Origin of the sequence: Rhodanobacter lycopersici (genome assembly GCF_040812335.1) — a bacterium.
Classification (GTDB): domain Bacteria; phylum Pseudomonadota; class Gammaproteobacteria; order Xanthomonadales; family Rhodanobacteraceae; genus Rhodanobacter_A; species Rhodanobacter_A lycopersici.
Map to the genome: position 1 here is coordinate 568,124 of NZ_JBFOHK010000002.1, position 15,918 is coordinate 584,041.

Genomic DNA, 15,918 nt, shown 5'->3' on the forward strand with positions numbered 1-15,918 from the left:
AGGGCCGGAACGGGCTCCGAGGGAGAGGACATGAAACTGGGTGGACGCACGATCTTCCGCATCGTGGTCGTGATGGCAGCTTTGGGCTTGCTGGGCTGGAACCAGTGGCGCGCGCACCACGCGACGACGACGGCGCAAGCGCCCGCGGCGACGAGTGCAAACGTGGACAAGAGCGCCAGTGCCATGGTGAAACCCGCGCCGCCGCGCACCTGGAGGCTCGGTTCGCTCACGCTGACTGCCTGCAGCCTGGGCCAGCCGAACAGCGGCCTGAGCACCGCGGCCTGGTGCGGCTCGCTGGTGGTGCCGGAGAACCGCGCCGATCCGCAGGGCCGGAAGATCACGTTGAAACTGGCGGTGCTGCGTTCCAGCGCGCAGGTTGCGAATCGGGACATGCTGGCCTTCCTCGCCGGCGGTCCGGGCCAGGCAGCCACCGATTACGCCGGACCGATCGCCGCGATGCTGGAACCGCTGCGTGCGCATCGCGACATCCTGCTGCTCGACCAGCGCGGCACCGGCGGCTCCAATGCGCTGGACTGCAAGGTCGACGACAAGGAAGCGGCGAACGATGACACCGGCTTCGATCCAGCCAAGCTGCGCGCCGAAGCGGCGGCCTGCCTGAAGCAGGTGGAGGCGCATGCCGACCCGCGCTACTACACCACCACCGACGCTGTGCAGGACCTGGAAGACGTGCGTCGCGCGCTGGGCATGCCCGAATTCGACCTGATCGGCGTCTCCTACGGTACGCGGGTGGCGCAGCAGTACCTCGGGCGCCACCCCGACGCGGTGCGCAGCATGGTGCTGGACAGCACGGTGCCGAACAGCGTGGTGCTGGGCGAGGACTTCGCGCAGAACCTCGACGACGCGCTGAAGGCGCAGTTCGCGCGCTGTGAAGCCGATGCCGCTTGCAAGCAGCGCTTCGGCAATCCTTACCAGACGCTGGTGCAGCTGCGTGACGCCCTGCGGGCGAACCCGCATCCGGTCAGCTTCCGCGACCCGGAGACCTACCAGACCGTGCAGCGCCTGCTGAGCGAGGACTCGCTGGTCAGCGTGGTACGCATGTTTGCCTACACGCCGCCCACCGCCGCGCTGCTGCCGCTGTCGATCGACGCAGCCGCGCATGGCGACGTGGGGCCGCTGCTGGGCCAGGCCAAGTTGCTGACCGTGGACATGGCCGATCTTGCCGGCAGCGGCATGTCGTATTCGGTGATCTGCAGCGAGGATGCCGATCTGCTCACTGCGCGCCCGCAGGACGCGGACACCCTGCTCGGCACCCGCATGATCGATGCCTACAAGGCGATCTGTTCGGCATGGCCGAAGGGCACGCGGCCGGCGGATTTCCACCGGCCGCTCGCGTCCGCCAAGCCGGTGCTGCTGCTGGCCGGCCAGTACGACCCGGTGACGCCGCCGCGCTACGCCGAGGAGGTGGCGCAGCACCTAGCGAATGCGCGCGTGCTGCTGTTCAAGGGCCAGGGCCACAGCGTGCTGGCGGCGGGGTGCGGACCGCAGCTGGTGCAGCGCTTCGTCGAGCATCCCGATCCAAAGGCGCTGGACGCGAGCTGTCTCGACCGCCTGCAACCCACGCCGTTCTTCATCGACTTCAACGGAGCCACGCCATGAGAAAGCCGTATGTACCGGCAAACGCCGTGCTGTTGGCCGCGGCTTTCGTCGCCGGCGCCGTGCTCGATGCACCGCATGTCATCAACCAGGTCTTGCTGCCGTTGCTGGTCGCGTTTTCCGTGTTGACCACCAGGCGGGGCGCCTGTTTCGAGCGGGGTGCGCGGCCGTGATCGAAGTCAGGGATCTGCACAAGGCCTTCGGCAGCGTGAAAGCGGTGGACGGCGTCGGCTTCACCGCCCGCGACGGCGAGATCACCGGCCTGCTGGGCCCCAACGGCGCCGGCAAGACCACCACGCTGCGCATGCTCTACACGCTGATGACGCCGGACCGAGGCCAGGTGCTGGTGGACGGCATCGACGCCGTGGCCGATCCGCTGGCGGTGCGCCGCACACTGGGCGTGCTGCCGGATGCGCGCGGCCTGTACAAGCGGCTCACCGCACGCGAGAACATCGAGTACTTCGCGCGCCTGCAAGGCATCGATGAGGCCACGCTGCGCACGCGACACGATGCGCTGGTCGACGCGCTGGAGATGCGCGACATCCTCGACCGCCGCACCGAAGGTTTTTCACAGGGGCAGCGGGTGAAGACCGCGATCGCCCGCGCGCTGATCCACGATCCGCGCAACGTGATCCTCGACGAACCCACCAACGGCCTCGACGTGATGGCCACCCGCGGCCTGCGCCGCTTCATGCAGCAGCTGAAGGGCGAGGGGCGCTGCGTGCTGTTCTCCAGCCACATCATGCAGGAGGTGGCGGCGCTGTGCGATCGCATCGTGGTGATCGCACGCGGTCGCGTGGTGGCCGACGAGACGCCGGATGCGCTGCGCGCGCAGACGGGGGAAACCAATCTGGAGGATGCCTTCGTGAAGATCATCGGAACCGACGAGGGCCTCGCCGCATGAGCGCCGTCTCTTCGAAAGTACGCCGCACCGGCGCCGTGCTCACCGTGTTCCTGAAGGAGGTACGCGAGAACCTGCGCGACCGCCGTACCCTGATGAGCGCCTTCCTGACCGGCCCGCTGCTGGGCCCGCTGCTGTTCGTGATGCTGGTCAGCGTGCAGGTGAACCGCGAGCTGGACAAGGCCGACCAGCCGCTGCACGTGCCGGTGATCGGCGCACAGTACGCGCCGCACCTGGTCGATGCGCTGAAGGAAGGCGGCATCGTGCCGGACGCGCCGGTGGCCGACCCCGGCACGGCCGTGCACAAGCAGGATGCCGACGTGGTGCTGCGCATCGCCGCCGACTACGGCAAGGCCTGGCGCAAGGGCGAGCCGGTGCAGGTGGAAATGTTCTACGACTCCTCGCGCCAGGACACGCGCAGCGCGGTGGAGCGGGTCGGCAAGCTGGTGGAAACCTATGCCCGCCAGCAGGGCGCGATGCGGCTGGTGGCGCGCGGCCTGTCGCCGGGCACGGCGTGGCCGGTGCAGGTGGCCAAGCGCGACCAGGCCACGCCGCAGTCGCGCGCGGTGCTGATGTTCGCGATGCTGCCGTATTTCTTCGTGATCACCCTGTTCATGGGCGGCATGTATCTCGCCATCGACCTCACCGCGGGCGAGCGCGAACGGCAGTCGCTGGAACCGCTGTTCGCCAACCCGGTGGCGCGCTGGAAGATCCTGGTCGGCAAGCTCGCGGCGATCTGCGTGTTCTCGCTGACCAGCCTCGCGATCACCCTGCTGGCGTTCGCCGTGGTGGGTCGCTTCATCCCCGCCGAAAAGCTGGGCATGGAGCTGGACCTCGGCTGGCATTTCGCGGGCTATGTGCTGCTGCTGATGCTGCCGCTGGTGATGCTGCTGGCCGCGTTGCAGACCCTGGTGGCCGCGTTCGCCAAGAGCTACCGCGAGGCACAGACCTACATCTCGCTGCTGATGATGGTGCCGCTGATCCCCAGCGCCCTGCTGGCCTTCCTGCCGATCAAGGCGCAGGCATGGATGTACGCGGTGCCGCTGCTGGGCCAGAACCTCGGCATCATGCAGCAGCTGCGCGGTGACGGCGTCAGCGGCGAGCAGTTGCTGCTGTGCCTCGCCGGCACGCTGGCGGCGGCGCTGGTCGCGGCGGCCGTCACGGCGCAGCTGTACCGCTCGGAGAAGCTGGCGATCTCGGGTTGAGCCCACCCGGCGGCAGCCACGCCTGATGAGATGGCCGCGTTGTCTGGCCGGTCGGCGGATGAACCGGCGGCCGGCTCAATGCGTGGTATCCGGCTTGTCGGATGGCACCTGTTGCGTGGCACTGTCCAGGGGCCGGAGAACGCCCACGGTGACCGTACCCTGCAGGTCGTCGAAATCCCTGTCGGCGCGATCCTGCAGGCTCTTGACCACGCTGAAGGCCGATTGGGGAAAGGGTGTGAAACCGGAGATATAGGTGATGCCGCCGCTTTCGGCAGCGGCGTGAAGGGGGCCGATGGCCCGGTTGTAGCGGCGGATGGCGCGGACGGCGGCAACCTTGTCGCCGTATTTGGGGAGCAGTGTTTTCCACAGGCCGCTGGCGGCCGCGCGCTCCTGGAGCGAGCTTTGCAGGTAGGCCGTGGTGTAGGCCTGCTGGAAATCCGGGTTCTTCCTTTCGGCGGCCAGTGCCAGCCAGGCGATGCCGAGGGGACGGTTCACCGGTATGCCGGGGATATCGCCGTTGAAATAGACCAGGCCCAGTTCGTACTGGGCATTCTTGTTGGCCCAGTAGGCGGACTCGCGCAGCATGTCCAGGAATTGGCCATAGTGCTTCCTTTGCAGGTGGTAGACCGCGCGGCACGCGTAATAGTCGCCCGGGAAAAAGCTTTCCAGTCCTTCCAGGCAATACTCGATTTTTTGTGTTCCCGCCTGGGCAGGTGTGCTTGGTGCGGGCGGGGATGTGGCTGCTGCGGGCCGCATTCCCAGGGTCATTCCGGCCAGCAGCGTGGCGGACAATATATGGCGGATGCGTTTTTTCATGGCGGTTCTGGGGTGTGGATGCGGATGCCGATGGGGAGCAAACGGCGGGGATGGCGCATGGTTGACCATGCTGCTTGTGGTGCTCCGTCCAGCAGCGCAGTCGTTTGAATTCAAGCGATGGACACACCAGCCCGAGTGTCCCCGCTGCCGGTGGCGTCACGAATTGGCGTGGCGCAGCAACCACTGTGCCACCGCCTGCGGATGTTCCAGCTGCAGGTGGTGGCCGCCGGCCATGTGTTCGACCGCGATGCGCGGCACGCAGGCAGCACGCGCCAGCATCATCGCCGCGGGCAGGTAGGGCGTCGCCGGTTGCGACAGCAGCAGTGCGGTCGGGGCCTCGATGCCGGCGAGCAGGGCGTGGATCTGCGCCTCGGCCAGCCGGATCGCGGTGGGGCGGACGAGGCGCGGGTCGCTGCGCCATCGCCAGCCGCCGTCGGCCTCGTGCAGGCCGCGCGCCACGATCGGGCGCGCCAGTTCCGCGCGCAGGCCGCTGGCGATCACGCGTGCGCTGATCGCCTGATCCACGTCGCGGAACACGCGCAGCGCCTTGCCGTCGGCGGGCGGCTTGGCCAGCGCGTCGCGATAGCGCTGCAGCGTGTGCGTGCCGTCGTCGCCCAGTGGGCCGAGTCCCTCGATCAGCCACAAGCGTTCGATCCGCTCCGGCGCCGCGGCGGCCGCCAGCGATGCGATGCCGGCACCGAGCGAGTGGCCGAGCAGGGCGCAACGCGGCAATTCCAGTGCATCGAGTGCCGTCAGCACGGTGCGCATATGATCGGTGTAGTGATAGCTGGAACCCGCAGGCAAGTGACCGGAATGGCCGTGGCCGGGCAGTTCCAGCGCGATCACGCGCCAATGCGGCGCAAGCAGCGGCGCCAGTGCGGAGAAGCTGGCGGCGTTGTCCAGCCAGCCGTGCAGCGCGACGACTGGCGGTGCGGCGGAATCGCCCCATTCGAGCGCGGCCAGCGTGAGATGGGGCAGCGCGATGCGTCGTTCGCGTGGCGAGGTCACGCGGGCCAGCCGGCGAGATGGTGGCGCAGCAGCGAGGCAAGGCTGTGCACCTGCTCCGCGCCGTCGTTGAGCGCTGGGATGTAGCGCAGCGACTCGCCGCCGGCGGCAGTGAAGAAGTCGCGGTTCTGCATCGCGATCTCTTCCAGCGTTTCCAGGCAGTCCACCGCGAAGCCGGGACAGGCCACGTCGAGCCGCTTCACGCCTTCGCCGGCGAGGCGGCGCACGGTGGCGTCGGTATACGGCGAAAGCCAGTCCTCGCGTCCCACCCGCGACTGGAAGCTCAGCACCAGCTGCGATTCGTCCAGCCGCAGCCGTTCGCGCAGCAGGCGCGTGGTGGTGCGGCATTGCTCGCCATAGGGGTCGCCGAGGCGCACGTAGCGTTCGGGAATGCCATGGAAGGAGAGCAGCAGCTTGTCGCCGCGGTCGTGCCTGGCCCACCAGCCCTCGATGCTCGCGGCCAGCGCCTCGATGTGGCCAGGATCGTCGTGATAGTCGTTGACGAAGCGCAGCTCGGGTGGCCAGCGCAGCGCTTTCATCGCATCGGCCACCGCGTCGATCACCGATCCGGTGGAGGTGGCCGAGTATTGCGGATACAGCGGCAGCACCAGCAGGCGGCGCACGCCTTCGCGCACGAGTTGCGCGATCGTCGACATCACTGCCGGTTCGCCGTAGCGCATCGCCAGTGCCACGCGCACATCCGCCCCCAGTTCCGCCTGCAGTGCATGGGCCAGCGCCTCGCTGCGCCAGCGCAGCGGGGAACCCTGGGCGTCCCAGATGCGTCCATAGGCATGCGCGGAGCGCCGCGGGCGCAGGCGCAGGATCACCCCGTGCAGGATCGGCCACCACAGCCAGCGCGGAGTGTCGATCACCCGGCGGTCGGACAGGAATTCGGCCAGGTAGGGCCGCAGCGCCCTGGCGGTGGGCGCGGTGGGCGTGCCCAGGTTGACCAGCAGCACGGCTGTCTGAACGGATGCCGCAGGCGTTTCGCGGGAATGGTCGGCGGGGCCGGTATAGTGGCTGCGGCTAGGCATCGTGGCGCGGGCAACGGAGCTGGCCGTGGAGTCTGCCACAAGCACGGCATACGCTGCCCGCATGTTCCCCCACCCATACGATGGAGTTGCCCATGTTGAAGATCCGTCTTCCCCATCTGCTGCTCGGCGCAGCCCTGCTGCTGCCGGCCATCGCTGTCCATGCCGACGACGACTCCCCGCAGGCGCGCGCGCAGAGTGCGGTACGCGTGCTCAGCGAGATCGAGCAGGCGCCGGACAAGGCCATACCCAGTGATCTGCTCAAGGACGCGAAGGCCATCGCGGTGATTCCCGACGTGCTGAAGGTCGGCTTCGTGTTCGGCGGCCGCCGCGGCGAGGGGTTGATCTCGGTGAAGAGCCCGGATGGCACCTGGTCCAACCCCAGCTTCATTTCCTTCGGCGGCGGCAGCGTGGGTTTCCAGATCGGCGTGTCGTCCACCGACGTGATCCTGGTGTTCCGCACCCAGCGCGGCGTGGACTCGATCGTCAACGGCAAGTTCACCATCGGTGCCGACGCCTCGGCCGCGGCCGGTCCGGTCGGCCGCACCGCTTCGGCCGCCACCGACCAGCAGCTGAAGGCGGAGATCTACTCGTACTCGCGCGCGCGCGGCCTGTTCGCCGGCGTGGCACTGGACGGTTCGGTGCTGAAGATCGACCAGGACGCCAATGCGGCGGTGTATGGCGCCGGCATAACCCCGCGGCGGATCTTCGAGGGCGGCGTGAGCAACGTGCCGCCGTACGTGGTGAAATTCCGCGATACGCTGGAGGAGTACACTTCCAAGTGACCGCCGTGTGCGAAGATCGGCGGACCGTGGGCGGAGCCATTTCCGCCCCGGGTCGCCTCGAGGAACATCATGGGTTTTGACAGCATCTGGCATTGGCTACTTCTCCTGGTCATCGTGCTGCTGATCTTCGGCACCAAGAAGATCGGCAACATCGGTTCCGACCTCGGCAATGCGGTGCGCGGCTTCAAGAAAGCCATGCACGGTGAGGATGATGAGAAGTCGAAGGAGTCGCAGCAGACGAAGGAGCAGTTGCATGCCGATCCGCCGGCGGCCTCGTCGGCGAACGCCAGCACGCAGGATCAGCGCGACTCGCACGAGTCGAAGTAAGAGCCTGCCCGGAGTTCCGGCTCGATGATCGAGATCAGCTTCGGCAAGCTGGTGCTGCTCGCGCTCGTCGCGCTGATCGTGCTCGGCCCCGAGAAATTGCCCGGCGCGGCGCGCACCGCGGGCGCGCTGCTGCGCCGCGTGCGCAACGGCTGGGATAGCGTGCGCGCCGAAGTGGAGCGCGAGCTGGAAGTGGAAGAGATCAAGCGCGCCGCCCGCGAGGCTGCCGAGCGGGCCGAAGCCATGCAGGCGGAGTTCAAGGGTGCCGCCCAGGAAGTGAGCCAGCCGGTCGAGGAGGCGGTATCGACGCTCAAGGCCGCGGCGACGCCGGAACAGGCCGGGCCGGCTGTTGCCGGAAGCGAGCCCGAGACACAGCAGGAGCTGCCGCTGGGCGAGCCACCTGCGGCGCCGGCAGCGAAGGAGTCCGCGCATGGCGGCCGTTGAACCCGGCGATTCCGGCGACGACCTGCAGCAGGGCCTGTTCTCGCACCTGCTCGAACTGCGCTCGCGCCTGCTCAAGGCGATCGCCGCCATATTGATCGTGCTGGTGGCGCTGGTGCCGTTCGCCAACCGGCTGTATTCGGAGCTGGCCGCGCCGCTGGTGGCGCGCCTGCCGCAGGGCGCGCACCTGATCGCCACCGAGGTGGCGAGCCCGTTCGTCACGCCGCTGAAGCTGGCGTTCTACGCCGCACTGTTCATCAGCATGCCGGTTATCCTGTACCAGCTGTGGGCCTTCGTGAGCCCGGGCCTGTACAAGCACGAGAAGCGCCTCGCGCGCCCTTTGCTGATTGCCGCACTGGCGCTGTTCTACTGCGGCTGCGCGTTTGCGTATTTCCTGGTGCTGCCGGCCGCGTTCCGCTTCCTGACCGCGGTGACGCCCGCGGGCGTGGAGATGATGACCGACATCACCCACTACCTCGACTTCGTGATGCTGATGTTCTTCGCCTTCGGCCTGTGCTTCGAGGTACCGGTGGCGGTGGTGATCCTTGCCGCGGTGGGCATCGTGGACATCGCCAAGCTGCGCAACGCTCGGCGCTACGCGATCGTGGGCGCGTTCGCGGTGGCGGCGCTGATCACGCCGCCGGACATCACGTCGATGATCATGCTGGCGATACCGATGTGCCTGCTGTACGAGCTGGGCATTGTCGCGGTGCGCTGGCTGTTGCCGAAGAAGGCGACGGACTGATGCGAAAGCGCACCCCGTGCGCTGTGAGCCCTTTCCCCTGGCTTCGTCACCGGACTGCCCGCAGCATCAAGGCCCCGGGCAGGCGTTGCCTGGTTGCGGCACTGGCCTTGTCGATCGCGCTGCGGGCCGTGGTGTCCGATGCCGCAACTGCGGCACATCCACCCTCGACGATGGATGTGCCGGCGTCGGCCTATGAGCATGTGCAGACCCTGGTCCCGTTACCCGATGGGCGCCACCTGAACCTGTTTTGCGTGGGTGCGGGTACGCCTGTCGTCATTTTCGAAGCTGGTCTCGGTGACGACAGCCTGAGCTTTCGTCGCGTGCAAGGGCGCCTGGCCGCCGTCACCCGCGTCTGCAGTTATGACCGCGCGGGCATGGGCTTCAGTGATCCTTCGGATGCCCCCAATACCGCCTCCCATGTAGTACATGACCTGCATGCCTTGATCAGGCAGGCATCGATACCTGCGCCGGTCATTCTGGCGGGCCATTCCAATGGCGGCCTGTATGTCGCCTTCTACGCAGCCGAGTATCCGCAGGATGTCGCAGGTCTGGTGCTGATCGACCCGGACAGCGTTGGCCTGGATGGGGCGGCCCTCAAAGTCCTTGATCAGCCGTGGCTGGATCAGTGGCGTGCCGGCACCCGGAACGAGATCAGGCAGGCACGCACCTGCCTGGTCTTGGCGAAGAGTGGTGCTTTGGCGCGGACGCCCGGGCGTTACCCGGACTGCATGGATGACCCGCCAAACGCCGATCCCGCCCTTCACCGCTTGCTCAATGCCCAGTTGGCGCGCCCTTCCGAGCAGGAGGCGGTCATGACGGAGACGCTGGACACCGACCCGTCACCCGGAAGGGACTTGTCGAACGCCGAACTGGCCTTCCAGCGCCTTCATTTCGATTTCGGCGACAAGCCGATTGTCGTGTTGAGCGGGACGAATGAGCTCGGCGCACTCCCTCCTTCGCAACGGGGAAAAGTCAATCGGGCCATGTTGGCCAACATGGCCGCCATGGCTGCGTATTCCACGCAAGGGCGGCAGGTCCTCGTCGACAGCACGTCGGAGTATCTGCAGACGTATTACCCGGATGTGGTGGTACGTGCAGTGACGGACGTCGTTCGGAAAGTCAGGGCGAATGCGCCCACGCCGCAAGCCGGTCGCGGTGCGCAAAAGGAATAACGAAGCCCCTCACCTGTCCACGGGAGAGGGGTAGAGCGGGTACTCCGTGACCGTTATTGAATGCTCGCGGCCGGTGCGGGCGCCGCAACTGTAGCCGCCGGTGCCGGCAGCGGCTCCACCTTGCTGCTGTCGGTGGGTCGGTGGGCCAGGCCACCGCGCTTGAAGAGGTCGCTGGCCACTTGGTAGTAGGCGATCGCCGTGTCCACCAGATTCTGCTTGATCGGCACCACGGGCGTGGCGTCGCCAGTGGCAAAGTCGGGCTTCAGCTGTTCCAGCCGCTTGCGCGGTTCGAGGATGGTGAGGGTGTCGCCGTGCACATAGCCAAGCTTCTCGTAGGTGCCGGGGAAGGCGTGGCCCTGGCCCGGCGCAAGCTGCAGCGCGTCCTGGCCGAAGAAGCGCGTGCGGTAGCTGAAGTTGAGCAGGCCGAGCAGGGTGGGCGGGATGTCCAGCTGGCTGGTCAGCTCGTTCACGCGCTCGGGCTTGAACTGTTTGGGCGCGTAGATCCACAGCGGGATGTGGTAGTGGTTGATCGGGATGCTGGACTTGCCCGCGCTGGAGGCGCAGTGGTCGGCGGTGATCACGAACACGGTGTCGGCGAAGTACGGCTTGGCCTGTGCACGCTTGATGAAATCCTCGATCGACCAGTCGGTGTAGGCCACTGCGCCCAGCCGCGACGGCGCCTGCCACTTCACCCGCCCCGCCGGATAGGTGTACGGCCGGTGGTTGGAGGTGGTCATGATGTGCAGGAAGAACGGCTTGCCCGCGGCGTGGATCTGGTCCATCTGGCTCAGCGCCAGCGTGTACAGGTCCTCGTCGGCCACGCCCCACACGTTCTGGCTGTGGATCGGCATGTCCTTCGGGATCGCGCTGCGGTCCACGGTCTTGTAGCCGTTGTGGTCGAAGAAATATTGCATGTTGTCGAAGTAGCTGTAGCCGCCGTAGACGAACTCCGACACATAGCCGCGATCGTTGAAGATATCGGCCAGCGAGAACAGGTTTTCGTTGTTGTGTTCGCGCACGAGCGAATCACCCGGAGTGGGCGGCACCGACAACGACAACGCCTCCAGCCCGCGCACCGTGCGCGTGCCGTTGGCGTAGAGGTTGTCGAAGAAGATGCTCTTGTCCACCAGCGAGTCGAGGAAGGGCGTGAGGCCCTGCTTGTTGCCGAAGGTCCCGAGGTAGTCGCCGGACAGGCTCTCCACGCTGATCAGCACCACGTTGAGGTGCTTCTCCGGCCCGGCGTGGCGGATCGCGCGGGTGAGGTCGCGCGGGTCATTGCTGACGAAGGTGGCATCCGGTGCCTTGAGGTTCTCGCGCACCAGGCGGAACGCCTCGTCGTCGGGCAGGCTGCGGTAGAACTTCTTGTAGTCGAGGTGGCTGCTGCGGAACGCGGCGAAGAACTGGTAGATGCCGTTGCCGGCCAGCTCGTTGACGTAGTTGTTGGCGGTGCGGTCCTTCATTTCGCCGTTGACCGCGGCCACCGAGATCACCGTGAGCACCAGCCACACCAGCGGCACGCGGGCACGCTGCATCAGCGTGCTGCCGTCGTCGCGCGCGCGCAGGCCGCGCCGGCTCAGCACGAACACCACCAGCGCCAGCACCACCAGCAGGGCCAGCCAGGTACCCACCGGGTAGGACTCGCGGATATTGCCGATCACTTCGGTGGTGTAGACGAGGTAGTCCACCGCGATGAAGTTGAAGCGCGCGCTGAATTCGTTCCAGAACACCAGCTCCGATGCTGCCACGAACAGCAGGCCGTACAGCAGCACCAGCCCGAGGATGTACAGCCCCCACTGCCCGCTGCTGCGGTTGTACGCCAGCGCCGGCATCGGCAGGAAGAACAGGAACACGGCGAGGATCGGCCACGATTCGTGCAGGTGCACGTGCCACAGCAGGAACAGCAGGCCCAGACTGATCGCGTACAGCGCCGCCATGCCGACCACGTACAGCAGCCAGCGACCGGCGCCCGCCACCGGCGCGCGCCGGGTAGGCACCAGCCACAGGAACAGCACCATCGGCCAGGCCAGATACAGGAAGGTGACCAGGTCGTAGCCCAGACCCACGCCGAACGCGTACAGCCAGTTCAGCGGGTTCGGCGCCACGTTGCCGCCGGACATCACCAGCAGGGCGATGCGGGTGACGAAGCAGATCGCGACGAAGGTGATGCCCAGCCACCACAGCGGCCGGAACCGCTGACGCAGCGGCGAGGGAGAGAACAGGGCGCGCGACACGGGCAGCTCCAGACAACAGGGAAATGAAGAGGTGCCGGCAGAGGCCGGCGTTCCAGCGGGTGTTATACCCGCACCGGCTTAGATGTTACATAGTTTCATTTCAGCGATGGCACGCGTGCGGGCGCGCTCCATCGCCTCGCCGATCGCCGGACCCTGAAGCCCTTGTGCCACGAACGGCGCCGCGGCCACGGCTGCGGCCGCGGTGCGGGCGCGGCGCAGGTAATCGGCCTGCGGGTAGTCGTCGTGCCCATGGCCCAGCCGGCCGCGCTTGTCGGCCGTGCAGGCGGCAAGGAAGGTTTCCAGCCGCTCCGGCCGGCGCAACGCGTCCAGCGCGCCGAGCAGCTTCAGCACGGTAGCGGGCTTCAGCTCCAGCGCACGATGCGCATTGAGGTGCTCGCGGCACACCAGTTCGGCCAGCGCGGCGTGCTCGGCCGGTACCTTTAGCCGCGCCGCCAGCGCACGCAGCGGTGTGACGCCGCGTTGTTCGTGCATCAGGTGACGCGGCAGTTCGTCGGCTGGCGTCAACGCCTTGCCAAGGTCGTGGGTGAGCGCGCAGAAACCCACCAGATCGTCGCCCGGCGCGATGCCGGCGGCGGCATCCAGCACCATCTCCATGTGCATGCCGGTATCGATCTCGGGGTGGAATTCCGCGCGTTGCGGCACGCCATACAGCGCGTCGACTTCCGGGAACAGCACGCGCAGCGCGCCGCAGCCGCGCAGTACGCGCAGGAAGGCGGACGGCCGCGGCTCGGCCAATGCCTTGCGCGTTTCCGCCCACACCCGCTCGGGCACCAGGTGATCCACTTCGCCCGCGGCCACCATGCGCCCGAGCAGCACCATGGTCTCGTCGGCCACGCGGAAACCCAGCGGCTCAAAGCGTGCGGCGAAGCGCGCCACCCGCAGCAGGCGCACGGGGTCTTCCACGAAGGCCGGCGAGACGTGGCGCAGCACGCGCGCCTCGATGTCGCGCACGCCGCCCCAGGGATCGACCAGAGCGCCGCGCTCGTCCTGCGCGATCGCGTTGATGGTGAGGTCGCGCCGCGCCAGGTCCTGTTCCAGCGTCACCGCGGGATCGGTCTGGAACACGAAGCCGTGGTAGCCGCGCCCGCTCTTGCGCTCGGTGCGCGCCAGCGCGTACTCCTCGCCGCTGTCCGGATGCAGGAACACCGGGAAGTCCTTGCCGACCGGCTTGTAACCCAGCGCCAGCAAATCGTCCGGGCGTGCGCCCGTCACCACGTAATCGTGGTCGCCTTCCGGCCTTCCCAGCAGCTTGTCGCGGACCGCGCCGCCGACGAGATAAATGCGCATGGAGGCGATTGTGGCATGGCAAGGCGCGCGCCTCGCGCATGCTCCGGCGCTGGAACCGGCGCCGCGATGCATCCAGCCGCGACCCGTCGATCAGCTGCGGCCTGCCCCGGCTCAGCGCCGGTGGCTGGCGGCTGGCGCGGGCGGAATGCTGCCTGCCGCGGCCGGTGCGGCGCTGGCGCCGCCTGCCGCGGATGCCGTGCCGGCCGGCACCTGCACCGAGCTCGTGGGGGCCGGCGGCGGTGGCGCGGGACAGTCCACCGTCTTGCGCGGGGTGAGGCTGTCCGGCAAGGCGTAGGGCTGGCCGAATGGGGTGAGCCGGTCGGACATCGGCAGCGCCGAGCCGTGCATGCGCCAGTCGTAGATCACGCTGAAGGCCATCACCCGCGCCACGTATTCGCGGGTTTCCTTGAACGGCATGGTGGCGATGAACAGATCGGGGGGCAGCGCGTTGCGTGCGTCCACCCACTGGTCGACGCGGTTGGGGCCGGCGTTGTAGGCGGCGCTGGTGAGCCAGGGCATGCCGTTGTAGCGCAAGGCGAGCTGCGCCAGGTAACGCGTGCCCAGCGCGATGTTCACCGTGGGGTCGTACAGGCTGTCGTCGCCTGCCCACGGCAGGCCGTTGCGCCGCGCCACCAGGGCGGCGGTGGCAGGCACCAGTTGCATCAGGCCGCGTGCGTCGGCACCGGAACGGGCATCGCTGACCCAGGCGCTCTCCGAGCGCAGGATGCCGTAGGCCCAGGCGGGGTCGATGCCGGCCTGCCGGGCCTGCGCCACCAGCCCGTCCTGGCTGGCCAGCGGGAAGCGCAGGGCGTAGTAGCGGAGCGTGTCGCCGTAGGTGAAGGTGAACACGGCGCGGTCGAACCAGCCGCGGCGGTTCGCCAGCTCGGCAGCCAGTTCGCGCGTGTGGGCATCGGCGCCATCGAGCGCGCGCGCCCATTCGCGCCGTGCCAGTTTCGGCAGGTCCACCGCGTACAGCTCGAAGGCGCGCAGCAGGCCGGGTTGTTGCAGCAATGCCTGCTCCTGCGGCAGGTCTTCGACCGGTGCCAGCGGACAGATCGCGTAGGACTGCTTCAGCTGGTCGGCAGCGAGAAAGCCGTAGAACGTGGCGTCGCCAGCCAGGTCTTCGTAGATGCCGCGTGCCTGTTCGGGATGGCCGGTGGCAGCCAGCGCACGGGCGCGGAACCAGCGCCATTCACTGTCCTGCTGCTGCGTGGCGGGCATCGCCGCGATCGCCGCCAGCACCGCGGGCCAGTCCTGTTCGGCCAGCGCCACGCGCGCGCGCCATTCGCGGGTGGCGGCGGTCTGCGCGGCGGCGGGCAGGGCAATCAACCGGTCGAGCGCGTTCGTGTCGAAATCGGTGGCGTGGAACAGTGCCAGTACGCGCAGGATCGCGTCGCGCTGCGTAGTGCTGAAGGTGAAGCGTGCCTGCAACTGCTGCCACGCGGCATCCGCAGCGTTGGTGTCGCGTCGCGCCTGGCGTTCCAGCGCCAGCGTGGCGGCCTGGCGTGCGCGGGAGGTATCGGGCCAGCTCACGGCGGAGGCCAGTGCGGCGGCGGGATCGCGCAGTGCCTGCGCCAGCCGCTGAGCCTCTTCGTTCTGCGGCGCGGGCAGCCAGGGAGCCAGCACAGCGATGGTGCCCCCCTTGCCGGCCTCGGCGGCGCGGTCGATGCGTGCCCACAGTCGCGACGGGGTCAGCAGGCCCTGGCCATACGCAACCTGCAGCACGGGATCGCAGGCGCCAGGCAGTTCGGGGCGGCTCCACAGCGTGGCGAGATCCGTGTCGAAGTCGAGCTTGGCGCCACTAGCCATGCGCGCCTGCAGGGCGTCGCAGGCGAGCGTGTCGCCCATGCCGGGCTGGTACAGCGCGAGAAAGCCGTTCCAGTCTTTGCGACGCGCGAGTTCCAGCAGGAAGTCGCGATGCAGGTCCTGCGCGGGGATCAGGTCGGGATATTGCCGCAGATAGGCCTGCACCGTGGCCAGGTCGGTCTGGCGGATGTCGTGCTCCAGCGCGGCGGCGGGCAGGTAGGGGTAGAGCGGGTAGTTGCGCAGCTGCGTGGTCCACGCACGCCAGCCGTCACCGCCTTGCTGGGCTGCGGCCCATGCCTGCTTGAACGCGGCGCGTTGCGCCTCGGTCGGCGTGGCGGCGCGTGCGCCGACGGCGGCGAGCAAGGCGCCGCAGGCCAGCAGCAGGGCCGGCAGGCGGGTGAGGGGATGGCGCCGCGGCGCTGCCTTCACGAACATGGAAACTCCTTGGTGATCCCCTGCAAAGGATTGTAGTGGAAGCGTCCCGGCACGCTGACGCGCAGGCGGGCTTCCATTCCGCATGTGCCTGATAAGCTG

General features: G+C 68.1%; 15 protein-coding genes. 9 read left to right on the forward strand and 6 right to left on the reverse strand.

Going from position 1 to position 15,918, the window contains the following annotated elements:
• Nucleotides 1–30 precede the first annotated feature (30 nt).
• Genes ABQJ54_RS09445 through ABQJ54_RS09460 form a run of 4 tightly spaced genes read left to right on the forward strand, consistent with a single transcriptional unit; the run spans nt 31 to nt 3,720 of the window.
• Nucleotides 31–1,617 (forward strand): alpha/beta hydrolase, encoded by a 1,587-nt coding sequence (locus tag ABQJ54_RS09445; RefSeq protein WP_367854041.1) that lies wholly within the window; start codon nt 31–33, stop codon nt 1,615–1,617.
• Nucleotides 1,614–1,787 (forward strand): hypothetical protein, encoded by a 174-nt coding sequence (locus tag ABQJ54_RS09450; RefSeq protein WP_367854042.1) that lies wholly within the window; start codon nt 1,614–1,616, stop codon nt 1,785–1,787. The genes ABQJ54_RS09445 and ABQJ54_RS09450 overlap by 4 nt, the downstream gene beginning before the upstream one ends.
• Entirely contained in the window at nt 1,784–2,518 is a 735-nt protein-coding gene (locus tag ABQJ54_RS09455) for an ABC transporter ATP-binding protein (RefSeq protein WP_367854043.1), read from the forward strand. Before ABQJ54_RS09450 ends, ABQJ54_RS09455 begins: the two co-directional genes overlap by 4 nt.
• Nucleotides 2,515–3,720, forward strand: coding sequence for an ABC transporter permease (locus ABQJ54_RS09460; RefSeq protein ID WP_367854044.1), 1,206 nt, complete (start codon nt 2,515–2,517; stop codon nt 3,718–3,720). Before ABQJ54_RS09455 ends, ABQJ54_RS09460 begins: the two co-directional genes overlap by 4 nt.
• A 75-nt stretch (nt 3,721–3,795) precedes the next feature.
• Here the strand turns inward: ABQJ54_RS09460 and ABQJ54_RS09465 are convergent, their stop codons facing one another.
• The 3 genes from ABQJ54_RS09465 to hemH form a co-directional block, all read right to left on the reverse strand.
• On the reverse strand, nt 3,796–4,536 hold the full coding sequence (locus ABQJ54_RS09465; protein ID WP_367854045.1) for an SEL1-like repeat protein: 741 nt from the start codon (nt 4,534–4,536) through the stop codon (nt 3,796–3,798).
• A 156-nt stretch (nt 4,537–4,692) separates the two neighbouring features.
• Nucleotides 4,693–5,544, reverse strand: coding sequence for an alpha/beta fold hydrolase (locus ABQJ54_RS09470; protein ID WP_367854046.1), 852 nt, complete (start codon nt 5,542–5,544; stop codon nt 4,693–4,695).
• A complete protein-coding gene (gene hemH, locus ABQJ54_RS09475; protein WP_367854047.1) occupies nt 5,541–6,575 on the reverse strand; it encodes a ferrochelatase in 1,035 nt (344 codons plus the stop codon). The genes ABQJ54_RS09470 and hemH overlap by 4 nt, the downstream gene beginning before the upstream one ends.
• A 92-nt stretch (nt 6,576–6,667) precedes the next feature.
• Between hemH and ABQJ54_RS09480 the strand changes: the two genes are divergently transcribed.
• The 5 genes from ABQJ54_RS09480 to ABQJ54_RS09500 all read left to right on the forward strand — a co-directional run bounded on the left by ABQJ54_RS09480 (nt 6,668) and on the right by ABQJ54_RS09500 (nt 10,039).
• Entirely contained in the window at nt 6,668–7,357 is a 690-nt protein-coding gene (locus tag ABQJ54_RS09480; protein ID WP_367854048.1) for a lipid-binding SYLF domain-containing protein, read from the forward strand.
• A 69-nt stretch (nt 7,358–7,426) separates the two neighbouring features.
• Nucleotides 7,427–7,684, forward strand: a complete 258-nt coding sequence (gene tatA / locus ABQJ54_RS09485; RefSeq protein WP_367854049.1) for a Sec-independent protein translocase subunit TatA — start codon at nt 7,427–7,429, stop codon at nt 7,682–7,684.
• Between the two features lie 24 nt (nt 7,685–7,708).
• Nucleotides 7,709–8,125, forward strand: coding sequence for a Sec-independent protein translocase protein TatB (tatB, locus tag ABQJ54_RS09490; protein ID WP_367854050.1), 417 nt, complete (start codon nt 7,709–7,711; stop codon nt 8,123–8,125).
• Nucleotides 8,112–8,867, forward strand: a complete 756-nt coding sequence (tatC, locus tag ABQJ54_RS09495) for a twin-arginine translocase subunit TatC (protein ID WP_367854051.1) — start codon at nt 8,112–8,114, stop codon at nt 8,865–8,867. Before tatB ends, tatC begins: the two co-directional genes overlap by 14 nt.
• A gap of 107 nt (nt 8,868–8,974) precedes the next feature.
• Nucleotides 8,975–10,039 carry an alpha/beta hydrolase gene (locus ABQJ54_RS09500; RefSeq protein ID WP_367854052.1) on the forward strand — a complete coding sequence of 355 codons (1,065 nt, stop codon included), beginning with the start codon at nt 8,975–8,977 and terminating at the stop codon, nt 10,037–10,039.
• Between the two features lie 53 nt (nt 10,040–10,092).
• Here the strand turns inward: ABQJ54_RS09500 and ABQJ54_RS09505 are convergent, their stop codons facing one another.
• From ABQJ54_RS09505 to ABQJ54_RS09515, 3 genes are all read right to left on the reverse strand, one after another.
• The gene (locus ABQJ54_RS09505; protein ID WP_367854053.1) at nt 10,093–12,270 is read right to left on the reverse strand and encodes an LTA synthase family protein; all 2,178 of its coding nucleotides are present in this window, start codon (nt 12,268–12,270) and stop codon (nt 10,093–10,095) included.
• Between the two features lie 78 nt (nt 12,271–12,348).
• Nucleotides 12,349–13,578 carry a multifunctional CCA addition/repair protein gene (locus ABQJ54_RS09510; RefSeq protein ID WP_367854054.1) on the reverse strand — a complete coding sequence of 410 codons (1,230 nt, stop codon included), beginning with the start codon at nt 13,576–13,578 and terminating at the stop codon, nt 12,349–12,351.
• Between the two features lie 111 nt (nt 13,579–13,689).
• Nucleotides 13,690–15,819 carry a transglycosylase SLT domain-containing protein gene (locus tag ABQJ54_RS09515; RefSeq protein ID WP_367854055.1) on the reverse strand — a complete coding sequence of 710 codons (2,130 nt, stop codon included), beginning with the start codon at nt 15,817–15,819 and terminating at the stop codon, nt 13,690–13,692.
• Nucleotides 15,820–15,918: the final 99 nt, after the last annotated feature.

Coding starts and splice junctions, on each gene's coding strand:
- ABQJ54_RS09445 (WP_367854041.1), top strand. CDS start 31: ATGAAACTGGGTGGACGCACGATCTTCCGCATCGTGGTCGTGATGGCA.
- ABQJ54_RS09450 (WP_367854042.1), top strand. CDS start 1,614: ATGAGAAAGCCGTATGTACCGGCAAACGCCGTGCTGTTGGCCGCGGCT.
- ABQJ54_RS09460 (WP_367854044.1), top strand. CDS start 2,515: ATGAGCGCCGTCTCTTCGAAAGTACGCCGCACCGGCGCCGTGCTCACC.
- ABQJ54_RS09465 (WP_367854045.1), bottom strand. CDS start 4,536: ATGAAAAAACGCATCCGCCATATATTGTCCGCCACGCTGCTGGCCGGA.
- hemH (WP_367854047.1), bottom strand. CDS start 6,575: ATGCCTAGCCGCAGCCACTATACCGGCCCCGCCGACCATTCCCGCGAA.
- ABQJ54_RS09480 (WP_367854048.1), top strand. CDS start 6,668: ATGTTGAAGATCCGTCTTCCCCATCTGCTGCTCGGCGCAGCCCTGCTG.
- tatA (WP_367854049.1), top strand. CDS start 7,427: ATGGGTTTTGACAGCATCTGGCATTGGCTACTTCTCCTGGTCATCGTG.
- tatB (WP_367854050.1), top strand. CDS start 7,709: ATGATCGAGATCAGCTTCGGCAAGCTGGTGCTGCTCGCGCTCGTCGCG.
- tatC (WP_367854051.1), top strand. CDS start 8,112: ATGGCGGCCGTTGAACCCGGCGATTCCGGCGACGACCTGCAGCAGGGC.
- ABQJ54_RS09510 (WP_367854054.1), bottom strand. CDS start 13,578: ATGCGCATTTATCTCGTCGGCGGCGCGGTCCGCGACAAGCTGCTGGGA.
- ABQJ54_RS09515 (WP_367854055.1), bottom strand. CDS start 15,819: ATGTTCGTGAAGGCAGCGCCGCGGCGCCATCCCCTCACCCGCCTGCCG.